A 17,322-nucleotide genomic window follows, 5' to 3' on the forward strand; every position below is an offset into this window, starting at 1 on the left:
GCTCACGGCACCTACCTCCGTGAGCGCGGCGCCCACTACATCGCCCAGGTCAAGGCCAACCATCCCGGCCTCTTCGACCGCGTCCGCCGACTGCCCTGGCGCGAGATCACGCTCGACCACCACGACCGCACGCGGGCCCACCACCGCCTGGAGATCCGGCGGCTGAAGACCGCCGCCTTCGCACACCTCCACTACCCCGATGCTCGCCAGGCTGTTCAAGTCGTCCGCTGGAGGAAGGACTTCACCAGCGGCAAGCTCACCATCGAGCGTGTCTACCTAATCACCAGCCTGCCGCCCGGCGCGGCCACCGGCGCCCAGCTCGCCGACTGGATCAGAGGGCACTGGAAGATCGAAAACCTTCTGCACCACGTCCGCGACCGCACGTTCCGCGAGGACGACTCCAAGATCCATGCCGGCCGTCTCCCGCGCATCATGGCCAGCCTGCGCAACCTCGCCATCGGCGTCCACCGTCAAGACGGCCACACCAACATCGCCGCCGCCCTACGCCACACCGCCCGCGACTGGCGAAGGCCCCTGACCGCCCTGGGCATCACCGGATGAACCCGGACAGACCTCGATCATGCAAAGGACCCTGGGACCTGCAGATCACCAAGGAGACCTTCATCCCTGAAGAGAGCCTGGGGCTTCAGCGGAAGAGGCATCGCTACACCAGCTACGCGCAGCAGCAGCCCGGGCACGTACCCCACCCGCCGGTTGTCGGCGAGCGGCTGGAGCGACCGCTGGACGACGACGAACTGATCGAGTCGATGAGCAGGCACCAATGACCGTTGTGATTTCGGACGAGCCGCTCATGTCTCAGCTGTTCGGCCCCGTCGGGCAGCTTGCGGACCGGATCCGCCTGCATGTCCCGCACGCCCGGGACGGTAGGCGATGGGACCTCACCCCGCACCCGGACAAGGCAATCAGCCAGCGAGCCACCCTGCTCGCCGCTCTGGCCGACGGCACCTCCCGGATCCACGGTCTCGCCGACTGTCGGGACGTACGCGCCAATCTGCGCGCGCTGACCTCGCTGGGTGTCGGGATCAGGGCCACCGGTCCCGCCACGGCGGAGATCACCGGCCGGACTCTGGATGGACTGCGGGGCTCGGGTCTGGTCCTGGACGCCGGGAACAGCGCGACCACCTCGCGGCTGCTGCTGGCAATCCTGGCGGGCAGTGGAGCAGACTGCACGGTCACCGGCAACGAACTGTTGCGTATGCGCCCCATGGCAGAGGTTGTCCAGCCGCTGCGGGAGCTCGGCGCCGACCTCACAGAACTGGGGGAACCGGGACGGCTACCGGTCCGGGTGCGGGGCAGTCGGCTGAGCGGGGGCACGGTCAACGTTGCGGTGGACTCCGCCCAACCGGTGTCGGCCTTGCTTTTCGCTGGCTCACAGGCATCCGGGCCGGTGCGCATCACCCGCCGTACTCCTGCAAGAGACCACACTGAGCGCCTCCTGCGCTGGACCGGCGTGCCGGTGACGGAAAGCGATACCGAACTGCTTGTCACCCCGGGCCGGCCACGCGCGTTCGAGTTCGCCGTACCCGGAGACCCGTCGGGTGCCGCTCTGCTCATCGCAATGCACCTGGCCTCGCCGCAGGCGGGCCAGGAGCTGACGCTGCGCCGGGTCGGCGTGAATCCACGCCGGACGGGATTCCTGCGTATCCTGCGCACCATGGGCGTCCGGGTCCATGAACTGCCGGTGGCCGACGAGGGCCCGGAGCCGGTGGCCGACCTCGTCGTCAGCCTGCCGGCGGACCTCACCGGTACGGAGGTCGCCGGACCGCTGCTGGTGCAGAGCGCCATCGACGAACTACCCCTGGTTGCCGCGCTCGCCACGGCAGCCACAGGCCCCACGGTCATCCGCGACGCGAGCGAGATGCGGGACAAGGACACCGACCGGATCGCCACGACGGTCCGACTGCTGCACGACTTCGGGGCGCGGGCCGAGGCCACGGCCGACGGACTGGTCGTCGAGCCCCACCGGCCGTCGGTGCCGCGCCACATCAGCCTTCCTTCTGATCACCGGGTGGTCTTCGCAGCCTTCGTCCTGGCCCTGCTCTCGGGTGGAGCCACGGAACTGCAGGGGGTCTCCTCCGCGGCCACATCGCATCCCGGCGCCCTCGATGATCTCGCCCGCTACGTCTCCGTGGATGTGTTGTGACTGTGCAGGCTGCCGAAAACGATCGCGGCCGGTACTCGGTGGTCAGCGGAGGCTCCGGATTCCTGGGCTCGGCAGTGACGGAACGGCTGCTGGCCGAAGGCCACCATGTAGTCGTCCTCGACCGCACGCCTCCCCGGCATCCTGAGGCCGTCCTGATCGAGGTCGATCTGGCTGACGAGAGTGCGCTGGAGAAGGCCCTCGGCCGGCTGCTGGCGGAGCGCGGAGCCCCTGCCGGCCTGGTGATGTGTCACGGCTGGTCGCCCAAGGCAGAGGACGGCTCCACGATTCCGGAGAACGAGGTTCCGGCCGAACTGTTCCGACAGGTCCTGGACACTAATCTGACGAGCTGCTTCCTGTTGCTGCGAACGCTGGTCCCGGCCATGGCTGCCACCGGCTCCGGACGGGTGGTGGCAGTCGGCTCAGCCGCCGCGCACACCGGCAGAACGACGGCCGGATCGGCGTACGCGGCAGCGAAGGCGGGCGTCGCCGCTCTGGTGCGCACGTTCGGTGTGCGCTATGCACACCAGGGCGTCCTGATCAACGACGTGTCACCAGGGAAGATCGCCAACCCGGACTGGCCGGACTCGCCGCAGGCCATCGCCCACTACCGGCAGGAAATACCGGTCGGCCGACTGGCCGAGGCGGCGGAGGTGGCCGATGCGATCTCCTTCCTGCTCTCCCCACTCAACAGCTACATCACGGGTCAGACCGTGATCGTCGACGGAGGACGACTGTCGTGACGACGACTTCAGTAGACCCCACCCGGCTCGAGGACCTGTCCTGGACAGAGTTCGCCGACCGGGCACCCGGCGTTCCCTACTGGCTGCTGGTCACCGGTAGCACCGAGCAGCACGGACCGCACCTCCCGCTCGCCGCGGACACCCTGGTGGTGGAACGGCTCGCGGAGCTCTCGTCCGCCGAACACGGCGCCGTGATCCTGGGCAGCGTGCGCACAGGTGTGCTACACGCCTTCCAGGACTGGCCCGGCAGCCAACGCGTCCCCGCCTCGGTACTGACCGGACAAGTAGAGGCCATGGCCCAGACGGTGGTGCCCTACAGCAACCGGCTGTTGATCCTCAACGGGCACGACGAGAATCACGAACCCCTGCTGGTCGCCGCCCGGTCGCTGGTGGAACAGCACGACACCGATGTGGTCGTCGTCGAGTGGGCGCAGCTGGTCAGTGACGTCATCCGCGAAGTGTCGGACTCCACCAGCGAGTCGCACGGCGGGGAGGGCCTCACCTCAGTATTCCTGCACTGGTATCCGGAGCGTGTGCGTACCGACCGGGTAGCCGCAGGCACCTTGCCGAGCGGCGACCTGACCCGCGATGACCTTCATGTCAGCAAGCGCGCCCACCACGTGGTGCGTTTCCGCCCTGAGGACGTGCCGTCCGGGGTCCTCGGAGATCCACGCGCCGCCACCGCAGAGAAGGGCAAAGCCATCACCGAGGCCCTCGTCGCCCGGGTGGACGCATTGGTCAAGGAGCGCGGATGGCTCTGATCACCGAACCCGCAGATACGGCGCCCACCGCGCCAGAACCCGCCACAGGACGAGCCCTGGACACGTTGATACACCGGGAAAGTCCCTCTATGGCACACACGATCCGCTCCGACATAGGCATCGCCTTGACACGCGCTCAAGGCTGCACCGTATGGGGCGAGGACGGGCGGCAGTACCTCGACCTCACCGCAGGATCGGGCGTCCTCGCGCTGGGACACGGGCACCCTTCGGTCCTGTCGGCGATGCAGGAGCAGCTGGCCTCCTTCGCGCACGGCGGCTGGCAGTACGGCTGCCCGGCGCGCGCCGACCTGGCGGAGCGGCTCGCCCCGTTGCTGCCCTGGGACGATCCGGTCCTGCTGTGGTGCACCACCGGGTCCGAGGCCGTGGAAGCTGCCCTGAAGGTGGCGCGCGCCGCGACCGGCCGACGTCAGGTCCTTGGTTTCCTCGGGGGCTACCACGGCAAGACCGCAGGTGCGCTGGCCGTGACCGGCAACGCGGCCTTCCGTTCGATGGTCACAGAGATCCCCGTGGCCGGACTGTCCCTGCCGTACTCCGCTGCGCCTGGTTACGTACCGCCTGGAGCGGTCCCGGAGCCGGGCCACGACTTCGGCCAACGCATCCTGGAGCACCAGGATTTCGGCGCGGGCGACGTGGCAGGCCTGATCGTGGAGACGGTCCAGGGCGCCGGCGGTATGCAGGCCGCCGCTCCGGGGCTGCTCTCCGAGGTACGCGAATTCACCGCACGGCACGGCATGCTGCTGATCGTCGACGAGATCTTCACTGGATTCGGCCGCACCGGGGCGATGTTCGGCTTCCAGCACGAGGACGTGGTGCCGGATCTCCTCGTGCTGGGCAAGGCGTTGGGCGGTGGATTGCCGGTCTCGCTGGTCGCCGGGCCCCGGGACCTGCTCGAGGCCGTCCCGCCGTTGCGCCAGACCAGCACGTTCTCCGCGAATCCTGTCGCCTGCGCCGCAGGCTCGGTGGTCGTTGACACGCTGCTCGGCGAGCAACTGCCGCAGCGCGCCGCCGTGCTGGGCGACGTTCTGGTCGGGGCTGTGGGCGGCCTCGATGTTCAGGAGGTGCGTTTGGACACGATCGGGCGTGGTCTGATGACCGGGGTCCGGGTCGCGGCGGCGCCGGGAGGTGACCGGGGCTCCTTCACTCAGTCCGTGGTCCGCCGGATGCGCGAGCTCGGTGTGCTCGCCCTGCGGGGCGGTGCGGACGGCTCGGTCATCAAGTGGACCCCGCCCCTGACAATCTCGGAGGACGAGCTGCTGCACTCCGTCTCCGTTCTGGCCGAGGCCCTGACAGCGGAGGCGGACGCCGTAAGGAGCAACGGATGATCCATGGGACGGACCGGTCGGCCGGACTGCTGAATGGTGAAACGTGGTGGGGCCGGGTCTTCACACGTGGAACGGCAGGCGGCAACCACACCGTGGTGGTCCCGCCTGGGCTGCCCGTCGCCGACCTGGCAGCCTCGGCCGAGGTGCTGGGCGTACCGGACACGGCGTTCATCACCTCGATCGACTCCGGCAGTGTGGTACTGCGCACCTTCTCGCCGGCCGAGGAGCTCGAGCAGTGTCTGCAGACCTCGTTGGCCGTGCTGACCGCCCTGGACGTCCCGGACCATACCCCCTGGTACGTACGGCACGAGCGCAGCGAGCAGTTGGTGGTCCACCGAGAGGGCCCCATCAGCTGGGCCCGTCAGGAGGACACCGAGCCCCCCGAGCTGGAGGAGACCGACTGGCCGCACTTCGTCCACGCGGAACCGGCGTTCGCAGCAAGGCCAGTGATTATCCGTCAGTCCCGCAGTCGAATCCAGCTGCGCTGCGCGGACGTCGGCCAGCTCGCGGCCATCCGGATCGACGCGGAAGACGTCCTGGAACTGTGCGCCAGGACACGGACCAACGGCCTGGTGCTGTCGGCGTCCGACGGCGCCGATGAGTGGCGCGTACGGGTCTTCACCACGTCCCTGTCGGGCACGGAGGACAGCGCGACCGGAGGGGCGGTGCTGGGGGTCGGGGCTCTGGCGGCGCTGGACGGCATCCGCGGCGACATCCGCGTCTGCCAGGGGTCCCAGGACCCGACCCGGCAAGGCCATCTGCTTCTGCGCATCGTGGACGACGGCACTGTGCTGCTGGGTGGCGAGGTCACGTCCCTGCTCTCTGGAAGGCTGATGCATCCATGACCCCTGCCGCACTGTTCACCACACGGGTCCACCACAGCGTGGACGATCTTCCGCTGGGTGCGCTCGAACCGCTCCTCGCCTCGGGAACGCTGTACGACTCGCCCGCGTGGTTGCGCTACTGCGAGGCATCCTCGGGCGGCCTGCTGCGGCACATCACTCTGGAGGACGAGCGAGGCCGAACGGTGGGCCTGGCCTCCCTGCGCGTCGTACGCGACGACCAGGTGATGTCGCTCTACAACCTCCAGGCGCTCCTCGACAGCCCGGCAGCGGACGCCGAGCCGGCCGGGGAGGCGCGGACGGAATCCGGCACAGTGTCCGACTCCGCCCCTCTGTTCCCCAGCGCCGTCGCAGCGGTGTCCGGGGGCCATTGCGTGCTGCTGACCGACCCCGAGGCCGATGCGGCGCTGCGCTCGGCCCAGCGCGGCGCGTTGGCCCGTGCGGCCGTGGAGGTGGCCGAGGCGGAGGGCTGCGTCGCGACGGGGTTCCTCTACCTCGCCGAAGATGCCGCCCAGGACATTGCCGACGCGCTGGGCACCGACGCCCCCTTCCTCGTAGCCGCGCAGACCGAACTGGTCGGCGGCTGGCCCGATTTCGAGCACTACCTCGCCACGCTGAGCACGTCGCGGCGCGGCATGGTCCGGCGAGAGCGCAGACAGTTCGCCAAGGGAGGAATCACCACACGTGTCCTGTACGGCACCCAGGAGCTGGACGAGGCCACGGCACAACTGCAACTGAGGCTGCGGGAACGCTACGGGGTCGCCGGGACGGTCGAGTCCATCCTGCGCGACTACGCCCAGTTGCGTGCCACCGTGGAAGGCCAGGTGCGCGTCTTCGTGTGTGAACAGGACGGGCAGCCCATTGGCATGAGCCTTGGTCTGGTCGACGGGGAACGGCTATACATGCGCCTCGCGGGCTTCGACTACTCCGCGACCGACACCAGGTTCACGTATTTCAACGCCGTGTACTACGAGCCGATCCTGTGGGGCATCGAGCACGGGATCAAGCGCTATTTCTTCAGCACCGGCACCTACGACGCCAAAATCGCCCGCGGCTGTACACCCGTCCCGCTCTACGGAGTCGTCCACTGGCCCGCCCCGCTGCGCGAGCGAGCTGCACTCCGCCTCGCGGCCCGAGAGGCTTCCCTGCGCTCGGAACTCGGATTGCCGGAATCGCCCTCAGCGGGCGGTCGGGACCGCAAGGAAGGAGCGGCTCGATGACCAAACCTCCCCTCGTGATCGCCGACGCACCGGGCGGACCTCACCCCTCTCTGTACCTGCCCTCGCTGCTCGACGAGTTCGCCGTCCAGGTGGTCTGGCTCGACGTCGAACCGGCGGCGGCTCGCGAACGGCGGGCCGTCGTGCTGCGGGCAGTCGAGGACGCAGGCGGCAGGCTTGTTGCGGTGGACACACCGCAGGATGTTCCCCAGGCACTGACGGACCTGGTGAACGCCAGTGGCGCAGCCGGCGTGCTCGCCTTCAGCGAGCGCGTGGTGCACCTGGCCCAGCGCGTCGCCCACAGTGCCGGTCTCCCAGCCAACCCGCCGGACGTCCTCGATGCCCTGCAGGACAAGCGACGGCAGCGCGCCCGGCTGCGGTACGGCGGGCTGCCCACACCGGCAGTCTTCGAACTGCATTCCGAGCAAGACGTGGCGGACGCCGTGTCCTCCTGCACCTTTCCCGCCGTACTGAAACCGTCGGTCGGCATGGGAAGCTCGGCCACGTTCCGCATTCCGCGCGCGACAGTGCTGGCGGACGTCTGGCTGCAGGCCCGTGACCTCGCGCTCGCTGACTCTCGGATCGCGCACCACCGGCCGGTCATGCTGCTGGAGGAGGAACTAGTCGGCGATCCTGAGCAGGCGAACGGGAATCTGGGGGACTACCTGTCCGTAGAGGCGCTGGTGGTGGACGGCGAAGTCCATGTCCTGGCGGTCTCCGACAAACTGCCGCTCTCTCCTCCGTACCGCGAGAACGGCCACATCCTCCCGGCCGTCCGCCCCGAGGCGGACCAAGCCGACGCGATCGCGCACGTGCGCGCGGCGCACGAAGCCCTGGGCGTGCGGTTCGGCGCGACACACACCGAGGTGAAGCTCACCGCCGACGGTCCACGCATCATCGAGGTGAACGGCCGGGTCGGCGGCAGCGTCCCCGAACAGCTGCTGCTGGTCGCCGACTACGACTTGCCACTCAACCTGGCCCGGCTCTCCGTAGGCCGTACCCCGCGGACCGAGGTCACGTGCCGGCGCTGGTCGGCGTACCTGACGCCCCAGCCCCCCGACGGCCGCCACGTCATCGATGTGGCTCCGGACGCCAAGACGCTCCAGGCCGTGCCTGGGATGCACAGCGTCTATCACGTCGCCGCCCGCAACTCGGTGGTGGATTCCGCCGACGGCACGGCGAGCAATCTCGTCCGCGTGGTGGCCGTGGCCGACACCTCGGAGGAGATCTTCGCTCTCGCGGGACGACTGGCCGCTCCGGAAATGTTCAAGCTCCGCCCGGAAACCGCAGGAGGACACACTCCATGACCGTCACTACAACAGGTTCGGACCACGAGGCCGCGGCTCCCTCACGAGTGAGGGTCTTCATTGGAGAGCCCTCCTCGATCGATCCCTGCAACGGATTCGAACACGACGGCGCCCTCCTGCTCAGATTTCTCGCTGATCCCCTGCTGGACTACGACCCCGGCACGGGCGAACCGCGACCGGCGGCGGCCGAGCGCTGGGAGGTCTCGGCGGACGGTACCCAGGTCGACTTCCGCCTGCGCCCCGGCGTCCGCTTCCACCACGGCCGTGAGGTGACCGCAGCGGACTACGTGTACTCGCTGTCCCGGGTGGTACGGCCCGAGACCGGTTCGAAGCTCGCTTACCACCTGGCTTGCGTCCAGGGCTACGAGGAGGTGCGCTCGGGCCAGGCCCGTGTCCTGGACGGAGTGACCGCGATGTCCCCGCACCACCTCAGGATCCGGCTCGTGCGTCCCTTCCACGAGATCCCGACGGTCTTCGGCCACCGGGTGACTGCCGCGGTCCCCGCAGAACTCGCCGAGGGCGACCCCGAAGCCTTCCGGATCCACCCGGTCAGCACCGGCCCGTATCGCATCGCCGACCCGTGGGTCCCTGGAAACGGCCTGGCCCTGGAGCGGTTCGACGGCTACCACGCGCACAACGCGGCCTTCCCCGACGGCGGCGGCGGACACCTCGACCGGCTCGAGTTCCGCATCTACGAGGAACTGGAGGACGCTTACCAGGACTGGCACCGCGGCGACCTCGACGTGGTCAAGGTCCCGCCTGCCCGGATTCCCGATGCCCTGCCCCTGGAAGAGCGCTTCCGCCGGACGCCCTGCGCGCTCATGCAATACCTCGGCTTCCCAGTGGACATAGAGCCATTTGACAACCCCGTGGTACGTCGTGCCGTTGCAATGGCCGTCGACCGGCAGGCCGTCATCGACTCCGCGTTCAGCGGTACCCGGCCGATCGCCCAGCGCATCCTGCCGCCCGCGCTGCGCGGTGACGACGACGCGGACCTCACGGGCGTCCGCTACGACCCCGTCTCCGCGCGCGCACTGCTCGACGAGCACGGCATCGCTCCCGTCACGACCGACTTCACGTACAACGCGGGTCTCGGCCACGACAGTTGGGTGGCCGCTGTCGTGAATCAACTCAACTCGGCTCTGGGCTGGAGCGTGACTCCGCGCCCGATGGCCTGGCCCGAGTTTCTGGCCTGGCTGGGTCATGCGGACACGTTGTTCCGCATGACTTGGGCGATCGACTATCCGTCCGTCGACAACTTCCTGTACCCGCTCTTCCACTCGGCATCGATCGGCGACGACAACTTTACTCGCTACCACAACGCAGGCGTGGACGGTCTCATCGACAAGGCCCGTGCCACCGCCGACGCTGCAGAGCGCCACGCCCTCTACCGTGAGGCCGAGACCAGAATCTGCGACGACCTTCCTTTGCTACCTCTCTGGTTCGGCGTTCAGTACCACTTGGTGAATCTTGAACGCTTCCGGATTGATGGACCAGTGGTGGACATGTTTGGGGAACCCGTACTGCGCCTGTTCCGGCCCCAGCCCTGACTTTCGGTGCTGGCATGGATACGCCTGATGGCCGAAAGGATTTGAAATGCCCGAATCAATCAATGCGGCCAATACGTCGGACGACATGACGGATACGGTGGATGCTTATATTGGCCTCGACCGCCAGGATTATTCTGTCCAGAAACGCCCGGCCGAGCGGGCGGACGATCTCTTCTTCAAGGTTCGGTTCGGTATGTGGTCTGAGCTGCGCACAGGTTCAGTTCTGAGTTGACCCGAGCAACGTAGAGCCCCTGGACTGCTTGCTTGTAGGCCCGCAATTGGAATGTCCGGTTCCGTGTCGGTGACCTGTGGCTTCGTAGTTTGTCTCAGTAGGGTCGGGGGCTGGAAACGGAGCGGAAGCCACCGCGCCAGTCCCCGACCCTACTCAGAGCGTGTCTCACGTGGTGAGCTTTGCGAGTTTCTTGTAGCAGGTCAGGGCCGCTGCGAGCCCGAGGAAAGCCAGGAAGTGGCTGCCCTTTCGCTCGTACCGGACGGTCAGGCGGCGGTAGCCGAAAAGCCAGGAGATCGACCGCTCGATCTTCCAGCGGTGCCGGCCGAGACGCTCGCTGGACTCGATGCCGGGTCGGGCGATGCGCGGGACAATGCCCCGCTCGCGCAGCCACTTCAGCCTCTCGGCGGAGTGGTACGCCTTGTCCGCGCGGAGCCTGCCAGGCCGGCGTCTGCGGGGGCCGCGCCGGGAGCGGATGGCGGGTATGCCCAGCACTAGCGGCAGGAGCGCCTGGCTGTCATGAACGTTCGCCCCCGAGACGCCAAGGGCAAGAGGGAGGCCCTGGGCGCCGGACAGGACATGGAGCTTGCTGCCCTTCTTGTCCCGGTCGACGAGCTTGCTGCCCTTCTTGTCCCGGTCGACGAGCTTGCTGCCCTTCTTGTCCCGGTCGACCGGATTGCGCCCGGTCAGCGATCCCCCTTTTTCGCACGGACGGAGGCCGCGTCCACGATCGCCGAGGTCCAGTCCACCTCGCCGCGGGCACCGAGTTCGTCCAGAACGGCCTGGTGCAGCCGCCGCCACAGCCCGTCCTTGGTCCATGCGGAGAACCGGCGATGGGCGGTGGCCGGCGAGACACCGAATGTCTCCGGCAGGTGCCGCCAGGCACAGCCGCTGGTCAGCACGTACACCACGGCCGTGAACACCGCTCGCTCATCCACAGGGGCCGTGCCTCCGCCCTGCGGGCGGGAAGTGAACGAAGGCAGCAACGGTGCGACGAGTGACCAGAGTTCGTCAGGAACCAACCGCTGCGACAAACCAACACCCATGGCACGGCATCATGCCGCATCAACCTCACACCACGTGAGACATCCTCTAAAAGAGTGCATTCTCGTGCCGCTCGGGTCGCTTTCGTGGTACCTCATTGTTCCACCATCCGTAAAATAGGACTCCTGTGAGGACAAGTGCCCCCAAGACGGCCCCGGTTACGTGTCCGACAGGTGGCGACGAGACCGCCACTCCCACATGCGCGAGAAGCCAGGGCTTCGGGAGCCTGGGCTCGGCTTCGACGCTGGTACCAGCGATCTGACTGGGCGCGTCATACCGCCGTTCTCGCTGCGGTGGTCGCAGCCGCGAGCCTGGCCATCACAGCGTGGGGGACGTACAAGGCGGCTCAAGTGGCTGACGACCAGCTCGCGCAGTCCAAGGAGGACGGCGAGAAGGAGCAGCGAGCCGCAGCCTCACGCGTAACGTGGTGGGGAGACGGCGGTGAGAGCATCACCGTGGCCAATCGGACTCTGGACCCGGTTTTGGTGACCATGTTCTTGCAGACCCGTGAGATGAAGGAACAGAAATCCAGCTGGGCCAACTACATCTATTTTGGGGTGGTGCCGCCCTGCACTTCCATATCGGTGCCGGAAGCTGCTGTCAAAGATGAGGCCACCCGCCGCAACCCTGGGGAAGACTGGCTTCTGAGAGGAGTCCACTTCGTCTTGTCGGATGGCACCTTCTGGGTCCGCCACGCCAGCAATCGCGCACTGGCCGCGACCGAAGTACCGCTACCTACAGGGCTGGCCAATCCGAAACAGCCGGGCGGGTTAATTGCGGATCCCGATGCGACGACGATTCGAATGGAGCAGTGCAGGAGCTGACCATGATCAAAGGCTGTCCAGCAACGATCGGTTTGCGTTTTCGGCCGCATGGCGTGTGCGGGATGTGGTCACGCTCGGGGGCGCTCTGTATCGGGCTCACGGCCTGTCAGGCGGCTGTCCCGCCCGCGTTGCGGATGGTGACGTAGTCCGCGTCGTCGATGCCCTCGTGAAGGACGGCTTTGATCGAGGGCGCGATACTGGCCATGTCGACGCGGGCTTGTTCCCCCTCTGGGGAACTCGACGCCGTGTCAGTGCATGCGGGCGTCGGTGTCGAAGAGAGCCAGTTCGTGGCTGTGGAGGAGGTGCTGGACGATGAAGCTGCGTCCAGCGACCTTCCACAGGCCCCGGCCGCGGTTGAGGTGGGCGATGGCGTCCATCTCGACGGAGGTCAGGCCGAGGAGGGTGGCGGCGGCGTGGAGCTGGTCGGTTTCCTGGCGGTAGATGATCCGGGTGGAGCAGTCGGCGAGGAGGCCCTCGGCGAGGGCGCGTCCCTGTGATCCGGCGTCGCCGGCGGTGAGAAGGTCGGAGAGCCGGTGGATCACCATCAGGTTCGCGATGCCCAGGCCGCGGGAGAGCTTCCACTGGGCCTGCATGCGCTGGAGCAGGCCGACGTGGCGCATCAGGCGCCAGGCTTCGTCGTAGACGATCCAGCGCCGGCCGCCGTCGGGGTCGGAGAGGGCGCTCTCCATCCAGGCGGAGGCGCAGGTCATCGCCAGGACCAGCGCGGTGTCGTCGCCGGAGCCGCCGAGGCGGGAGAGGTCGATGGTGAGCATCGGCGCTGTCGGGTCGAAGTCCACGGTGGAGGGCGCGTCGAACATGCCCGCCAGGTCGCCGAAGACGAGGCGGCGCATGGCGTGGGCGAGGTCGCGGGCGGCGTCGCCGAGCCGCCCCGACATCATCCCGGCGGCCTCATCGAGGGCGTCGGGGTCGTTGAGCGTGGCGGCGATGTCGCCGAGGAGCGGGGTGCGGCCGGTGGCGTCGGCACGGGTGACGACGGCGTCGAGGGCGACGTCGAGGGCGGTGTGCTCCATGGGCATCAGGTCTCTGCCCAGGACGGTGCGGGCCAAGGAGCCGAGCAGGAGCAGTCGCCGCTTGCGGATCTCCCCGGCCCAGTCCGCTTCGGAGACGCTCGCTGGTCGCGGGGCTGCGTCCAGGGGGTTCAGCCGTCCGGGCAGACCCGGGCCGAGGGCGACGGACCGTCCGCCGAGGGTTTGGGCCACGGGTGTCCATTCGCCCTTGGGGTCGCAGGGGACGTAGACGCGGTAGCCGAAGGCGATCGAGCGCAGCGCGAAGGACTTGGCGAGCGCGCTCTTGCCCTGGCCGATGACGCCGGCGAGCAGCAGGTTGGGGTTGGTGAAGCCCTCAACCTTGCCGTACAGGGCGAACGGGTCGAAGACGAAGCTCGCTTCGGCGTGGACGTCGCGGCCGATGTAGATGCCCTCGGCGCCGAGGCCGCCTTCGGCGAGGAAGGGGTACGCGCCGGCGGCCACCGCCGTGGTCATGCGGTGGGCGGGCAGCTTGAGTCGGTTTCCGCGGGCGGAGGCGGGGCCGGGGCGTCCGCCGGCCGGGTGGAGCGGGGCGGGCATCTCGTGCTCGGGGCTCGTGGCCTGGGCGGAGTGGGTGCCGGTTTCGGCGCGGGCCTTGGCGGTGGCTTCGGCGAGCTGGCGGCGGGCGGCCTTGCGGCTGGCGCGGTCGGTGCCGTGCGGGGTGAACAGCGGGGAGGCGGAGGCGCGGCGTGCGCGGCGGGCGGGCCGGTGGCTCATCGGGGGCCCTCGATTCTGCGGGTGGTGCTCATCGCACGCAGGTGGTGGTGTGCGTGCGGAGGTCGCTGGGGGTGGTCTTGCGGCGGACGATGTGTCCGGCGGCGAGGTGGCGCTGGCAGATCGTCAGCACCGGCGGGCCTTCGGGCAGTCGGTCGGGGCTGCAGGTGCTCTGTTCGGCGTCCGCTGCGGTGCCGGTGGGCAGCAGGTGGAAGGCGTTGTGGACGTTGCTGGTGGCCTGCCAGAGGTGGGTGTGCGCAGTGGCCAGGTGTCGGCCGGCGGCCGGGTGGGGCGGGCGGGTGTTCTTGGCGAGGCGGTCCAGAAGGTGGAGCAGGGCGGTGAGGTGGCCGTGGAGTGCGTCCAGGTGCTGCCGGTCGGCCGGCCGAGGCGGTAGGGCGTCCGGCGGGCGGAGGGCGCGGGTGTGGTGTCGGACTCCGGCGCTGGCTGCGCGCAGGTAGGGGTGCGCGTCCTCCGGGGATGCGGGGGAGGTCAAAGGTGGTGGTCCTTCCTGCCGGGCGGCAGGGGCGGCGACGGGTGCTCGTGTCGCGGATGAGCGAAGGGCTGTGGGCAGGGACGCTGGCCGGTGAACAGGGGGCGGGTTCACAGGGCGGTGCGGGCGAGGGGCAGTGCGCTTAGGGTGAAGGCGTCGGGTTGCTGGTAGTTGAGCCGTCGCAGGTCGACGCCGGAGGTGACGGCGTGGGTTTCGATCTGTGCGCAGGCGGCGTCCAGGAGGCCGTCGGTGTCGGCGGTGACGGTGACCAGGCCGGTCAGGGCCACGTCTGCGTGCCCGGCGATGAGCTGGCGCTCACGCTGCTTGACGTCGGCGTACTCGACGGAGTCTTCCTCGCTGTCGACCTGGCCGCGGCGGGAGCGTTCGTTGGCGTCGGCGATGATCGCGGCCTTCCGCCGCTGGACGTCGCGCAGCGCGGACTCCAGGGCCTGCGGAACGTAGATCAGGGAGAGGCTGCGGCGCACGCCGGCGGTGAACATGATCCCGTGCAGGAATCCGGCGCCCATCTCGGTGCGGGGCCAGTTCTCCACCCAGTACGTGGCGTGGCGGGCGCTGTCGGTGGCCAGGCGGTCGTACTCCTCGACCTGGACGACGGGCCCGGCGGCGGCCGGGTCGGCCTCGGCGCGGCCGGTCTCGGACCACTGCTGGAGGGCGGCGAGGGCGGCCGGGTCGTAGGCGGTGCGGATGACGGCGGCGATCTCCCTCGCGGTCAGCCACCCGGTGACGTGGAGGCCGGCGTTGCGGGCGGCCTGGGCGATGGAGGCGGTGGTCTGCTCCATGACGGTGAACGCCCCCGGCAGCCCGCCGCCGGCCTGGCTGATCAGGCGCCGGGCGGCCTTGAGGTCCAGGGAGATGGCGAGGTAGGTCTCGTGCGGTGCGGCGGCGGGTCCGGCGGAGGCGACCAGCTCGGAGTAGATCTGCCCGGCGACCGGGGTCTGGGGCTGGCCGTGGTGGGTCCAGTGGCGGGTGAGGGTGTCGCCGCTGTCGGGGACGGTGCGTTCCAGGACCTGCACGGTGGCGATGTGCCCGGTGCGGGCGATGCCCGCCAGCGCGCGGCCCCAGCTTGAGACGTTGTGGTTCTGCGTGGCGGGGTCCAGGAGGGCGAAGGCGCGGGAGCTGACGCGGGCGATGGCGGTCAGGGTCTGCTGGTGCGGGTCGTGGACGGCCGCGGCGCCGTTGGCGGAGTCGCCGGGGGTGACCACCTTCAGGGAGGCGGTGGTGCCGGGCAGGTGCAGGATGCCGTCCTGCCGGGGCCGGGTGACGGGCCGGGCGAGCCAGAGGGTCTGACCGGTGCGGCGGCGGTGCGCGTAGCGGGTGACGATCGGCGCCCAGTCGATCAGGGATCGTCCGTGCCGACGGATGGCGACGAGCGCGCCGGACGCCGCCCACAGAGGGGCCAGGGCGGCGGCGCCGAGCAGCCCGGTGGAGATCACGGTCAGCAGCAGCACAGCCAGCGTGGCGGACACGAGCAGAAGTTGGGGCAGGGAGAGGCCGAGGAGGATGCCGCGGCGGGAACGGTGCGGGAACTTCACCGTGACCGGGGCGACGGACAGATCAGTCATGAAGTGGGTCCTGGAGGCGCGGGTGGAATCCGGGGGCGGGAGGTGCGGGGCACGTCCCGCCCCCGGTGTTCGGGCAGGGGGTCAGAGGCCGGCCGGAGGCGGCGGTGTGCTCGACCCGCTGGACGGGGCGTTCTGCGATCCGGAGGACGGGGGCGCGCCCTGGGGCGGCGGGGTGGTGGTCGGCGGCGTGGACTGCCACCCACATCCCTGTCCGGAGGCGGCGTTCGTCTCGGCTCCACCCGGCCCGGGGCTGCCGCCCACCTGGCCGCTGGTGTCGTCGGACACGCTGGTCGGCGCGGGCTGGATGGCCTTCTCCAGTCCGGACTTGAGGGCGTTGCCACCGAGTGAGGCGCCTGTTCCGCCGCCCTGCGGGCCTTCCTTGCCTGCGTCGTCTCCGCCGGTCGGATTGGCCGCGATGTCGCCGGGGAAGCCTCCGCCGACATCGGGACCCTGCGGTGCGGCGCCCGCTCCGGCGGCTGCGCCACCGGTACCTGCGGTGGCTGCGGCTGCGGCGGCCTTGCGGGCGGCCTTCTCGGCGTGGGCCTTGGCGATCTGGGCTCCGGCGCCGCCGGCACGGTGGATGGACTCGCCATCGGTGCCGTCCGCCGCCCAGTGCACGAACTTGAACACGGCGTACGGGCACAGCAGCACCAGGACCATGATCACGATGCCGGACATGACGTCGGCCAGGGCGGCGATGCCGTCCTTGGCCTCGGTCTTGCCCATGGCGGCGATACCGAGGACGAAGATCACGGTCATCAGGAGCTTGGAGACGACGAGGGTGGCGGTGGCTTCGATCCAGCCCTTGCGCCAGCGCCGGGCGGCCTCCCAGCCGCCGCCGGCGGAGGCGAAGACGGCGAGGGTGACCATGACGAGGATGCCGACCTTGCGGACCATCATCACGCACCAGTAGAGGAATGCGCCGATGGCGGCGCCGAGTCCGGCGACGACGGGCACGAGCCAGCCCAGGCCGGAGAGCGCGCCGATCTGGTTGACCTTGACGATGCGGCGCACCGCCGTCTCGATGTTCAGGTTGGCGGCCTTGAACAGTCCGTCGCTGATGGCGTCGACGACTTCGATGGCGACGGTGGTCAGGGAGATGGCGCAGAAGGCGAACAGGACGCCTGACATGGTGCCGGTGAAGGCTAGGGTGAGGGCTTGGCCGTCGCGTCGGATGGCGGCCCGGACCAGCTGTGCGGAGAAGGTGGCGACCAGCAGGACCAGGCCCAGGGGCAGCAGCATCTCGTAGTTGTCGACGAACCACGAGGCGTTCAGGTCGACCTTGGTGGTGGTGTTGACCGCCTCGGCGGCGAGATCGGCTGCTGCGGCGGCCAGTTCGCCGGCGGACTTCGCCATCCAGTCGCCGATGGCCTTGCCGGGGTCGGTGGCGAAGTCGACCGCGTCGCCGACGGCGCACAGCTTGTCCGCCAGGGGGAAGTCGCAGAAACCCACGGGGTTGCTCCTCCTT

The 17,322-nt window shown here is 69.3% G+C and carries 16 protein-coding genes; 11 read left to right on the forward strand and 5 right to left on the reverse strand.

The genetic code is table 11. The annotated features are described in order from the left end of the window. The 10 genes from ACIP5W_RS30085 to ACIP5W_RS30130 form a co-directional block, all read left to right on the forward strand. The coding region (locus ACIP5W_RS30085) for an ISAs1 family transposase (protein WP_401480263.1) at nucleotides 1-561 on the forward strand (561 nt) is incomplete at its 5' end. A gap of 220 nt (nucleotides 562-781) precedes the next feature. Next, nucleotides 782-2,164, forward strand: a complete 1,383-nt coding sequence (locus ACIP5W_RS30090) for a 3-phosphoshikimate 1-carboxyvinyltransferase (protein ID WP_401480265.1) — start codon at nucleotides 782-784, stop codon at nucleotides 2,162-2,164. 2 nt (nucleotides 2,165-2,166) lie between these two features. Further along, entirely contained in the window at nucleotides 2,167-2,904 is a 738-nt protein-coding gene (locus ACIP5W_RS30095; protein WP_401480266.1) for an SDR family NAD(P)-dependent oxidoreductase, read from the forward strand. After that, entirely contained in the window at nucleotides 2,901-3,665 is a 765-nt protein-coding gene (locus tag ACIP5W_RS30100) for a creatininase family protein (protein ID WP_401480268.1), read from the forward strand. The genes ACIP5W_RS30095 and ACIP5W_RS30100 overlap by 4 nt, the downstream gene beginning before the upstream one ends. Before the next feature lie 89 nt (nucleotides 3,666-3,754). Further along, a complete protein-coding gene (locus ACIP5W_RS30105) occupies nucleotides 3,755-5,008 on the forward strand; it encodes an aspartate aminotransferase family protein (RefSeq protein ID WP_401480270.1) in 1,254 nt (417 codons plus the stop codon). Continuing rightward, nucleotides 5,005-5,853, forward strand: coding sequence for a PhzF family phenazine biosynthesis protein (locus ACIP5W_RS30110; RefSeq protein WP_401480272.1), 849 nt, complete (start codon nucleotides 5,005-5,007; stop codon nucleotides 5,851-5,853). The genes ACIP5W_RS30105 and ACIP5W_RS30110 overlap by 4 nt, the downstream gene beginning before the upstream one ends. After that, nucleotides 5,850-7,070, forward strand: a complete 1,221-nt coding sequence (locus tag ACIP5W_RS30115; protein WP_401480274.1) for a GNAT family N-acetyltransferase — start codon at nucleotides 5,850-5,852, stop codon at nucleotides 7,068-7,070. Before ACIP5W_RS30110 ends, ACIP5W_RS30115 begins: the two co-directional genes overlap by 4 nt. Nucleotides 7,071-7,084: 14 nt before the next feature. Beyond that, on the forward strand, nucleotides 7,085-8,374 hold the full coding sequence (locus tag ACIP5W_RS30120; protein WP_401480276.1) for an acetyl-CoA carboxylase biotin carboxylase subunit family protein: 1,290 nt from the start codon (nucleotides 7,085-7,087) through the stop codon (nucleotides 8,372-8,374). Next, nucleotides 8,371-9,924, forward strand: a complete 1,554-nt coding sequence (locus ACIP5W_RS30125; protein WP_401480278.1) for an ABC transporter substrate-binding protein — start codon at nucleotides 8,371-8,373, stop codon at nucleotides 9,922-9,924. The genes ACIP5W_RS30120 and ACIP5W_RS30125 overlap by 4 nt, the downstream gene beginning before the upstream one ends. A gap of 46 nt (nucleotides 9,925-9,970) precedes the next feature. Continuing rightward, on the forward strand, nucleotides 9,971-10,156 hold the full coding sequence (locus tag ACIP5W_RS30130) for a hypothetical protein (protein WP_401480280.1): 186 nt from the start codon (nucleotides 9,971-9,973) through the stop codon (nucleotides 10,154-10,156). Between the two features lie 165 nt (nucleotides 10,157-10,321). Here ACIP5W_RS30130 and ACIP5W_RS30135 read toward each other — a convergent pair. Further along, a protein-coding gene (locus ACIP5W_RS30135) for an IS5 family transposase (RefSeq protein WP_401480282.1) occupies nucleotides 10,322-11,199 on the reverse strand; the annotation gives its coding sequence in 2 pieces (ribosomal slippage) (nucleotides 10,322-10,849 and nucleotides 10,852-11,199; 876 coding nt in all). 348 nt (nucleotides 11,200-11,547) lie between these two features. Here ACIP5W_RS30135 and ACIP5W_RS30140 point away from each other — a divergent pair. Further along, nucleotides 11,548-12,021, forward strand: coding sequence for a hypothetical protein (locus tag ACIP5W_RS30140; protein WP_363087810.1), 474 nt, complete (start codon nucleotides 11,548-11,550; stop codon nucleotides 12,019-12,021). 248 nt (nucleotides 12,022-12,269) lie between these two features. On the opposite strand, the gene ACIP5W_RS30145 is transcribed toward ACIP5W_RS30140, so the two are convergent. The 4 genes from ACIP5W_RS30145 to ACIP5W_RS30160 all read right to left on the reverse strand — a co-directional run bounded on the left by ACIP5W_RS30145 (nucleotide 12,270) and on the right by ACIP5W_RS30160 (nucleotide 17,306). Then, entirely contained in the window at nucleotides 12,270-13,784 is a 1,515-nt protein-coding gene (locus ACIP5W_RS30145) for a VirB4 family type IV secretion system protein (RefSeq protein WP_401480284.1), read from the reverse strand. Nucleotides 13,785-13,812: 28 nt separating this feature from the next. Further along, nucleotides 13,813-14,274, reverse strand: coding sequence for a DUF6238 family protein (locus tag ACIP5W_RS30150; RefSeq protein ID WP_363087812.1), 462 nt, complete (start codon nucleotides 14,272-14,274; stop codon nucleotides 13,813-13,815). A gap of 107 nt (nucleotides 14,275-14,381) precedes the next feature. Next, on the reverse strand, nucleotides 14,382-15,854 hold the full coding sequence (locus ACIP5W_RS30155; protein WP_401480286.1) for an SCO6880 family protein: 1,473 nt from the start codon (nucleotides 15,852-15,854) through the stop codon (nucleotides 14,382-14,384). Between the two features lie 81 nt (nucleotides 15,855-15,935). After that, a complete protein-coding gene (locus ACIP5W_RS30160) occupies nucleotides 15,936-17,306 on the reverse strand; it encodes an ATP-binding protein (protein ID WP_401480288.1) in 1,371 nt (456 codons plus the stop codon). Nucleotides 17,307-17,322: the final 16 nt, after the last annotated feature.

Origin of the sequence: Streptomyces sp. NPDC088766, from assembly GCF_044750845.1 — a bacterium.
Taxonomy (GTDB): Bacteria; Actinomycetota; Actinomycetes; order Streptomycetales; family Streptomycetaceae; genus Streptomyces.

What these genes read in the sequence shown, in the direction of transcription:
- ACIP5W_RS30090 (WP_401480265.1), top strand. Translation starts at nt 782, where the DNA reads ATGACCGTTGTGATTTCGGACGAGCCGCTCATGTCTCAGCTGTTCGGC.
- ACIP5W_RS30105 (WP_401480270.1), top strand. Translation starts at nt 3,755, where the DNA reads ATGGCACACACGATCCGCTCCGACATAGGCATCGCCTTGACACGCGCT.
- ACIP5W_RS30110 (WP_401480272.1), top strand. Translation starts at nt 5,005, where the DNA reads ATGATCCATGGGACGGACCGGTCGGCCGGACTGCTGAATGGTGAAACG.
- ACIP5W_RS30115 (WP_401480274.1), top strand. Translation starts at nt 5,850, where the DNA reads ATGACCCCTGCCGCACTGTTCACCACACGGGTCCACCACAGCGTGGAC.
- ACIP5W_RS30125 (WP_401480278.1), top strand. Translation starts at nt 8,371, where the DNA reads ATGACCGTCACTACAACAGGTTCGGACCACGAGGCCGCGGCTCCCTCA.
- ACIP5W_RS30130 (WP_401480280.1), top strand. Translation starts at nt 9,971, where the DNA reads ATGCCCGAATCAATCAATGCGGCCAATACGTCGGACGACATGACGGAT.
- ACIP5W_RS30145 (WP_401480284.1), bottom strand. Translation starts at nt 13,784, where the DNA reads ATGAGCCACCGGCCCGCCCGCCGCGCACGCCGCGCCTCCGCCTCCCCG.
- ACIP5W_RS30155 (WP_401480286.1), bottom strand. Translation starts at nt 15,854, where the DNA reads ATGACTGATCTGTCCGTCGCCCCGGTCACGGTGAAGTTCCCGCACCGT.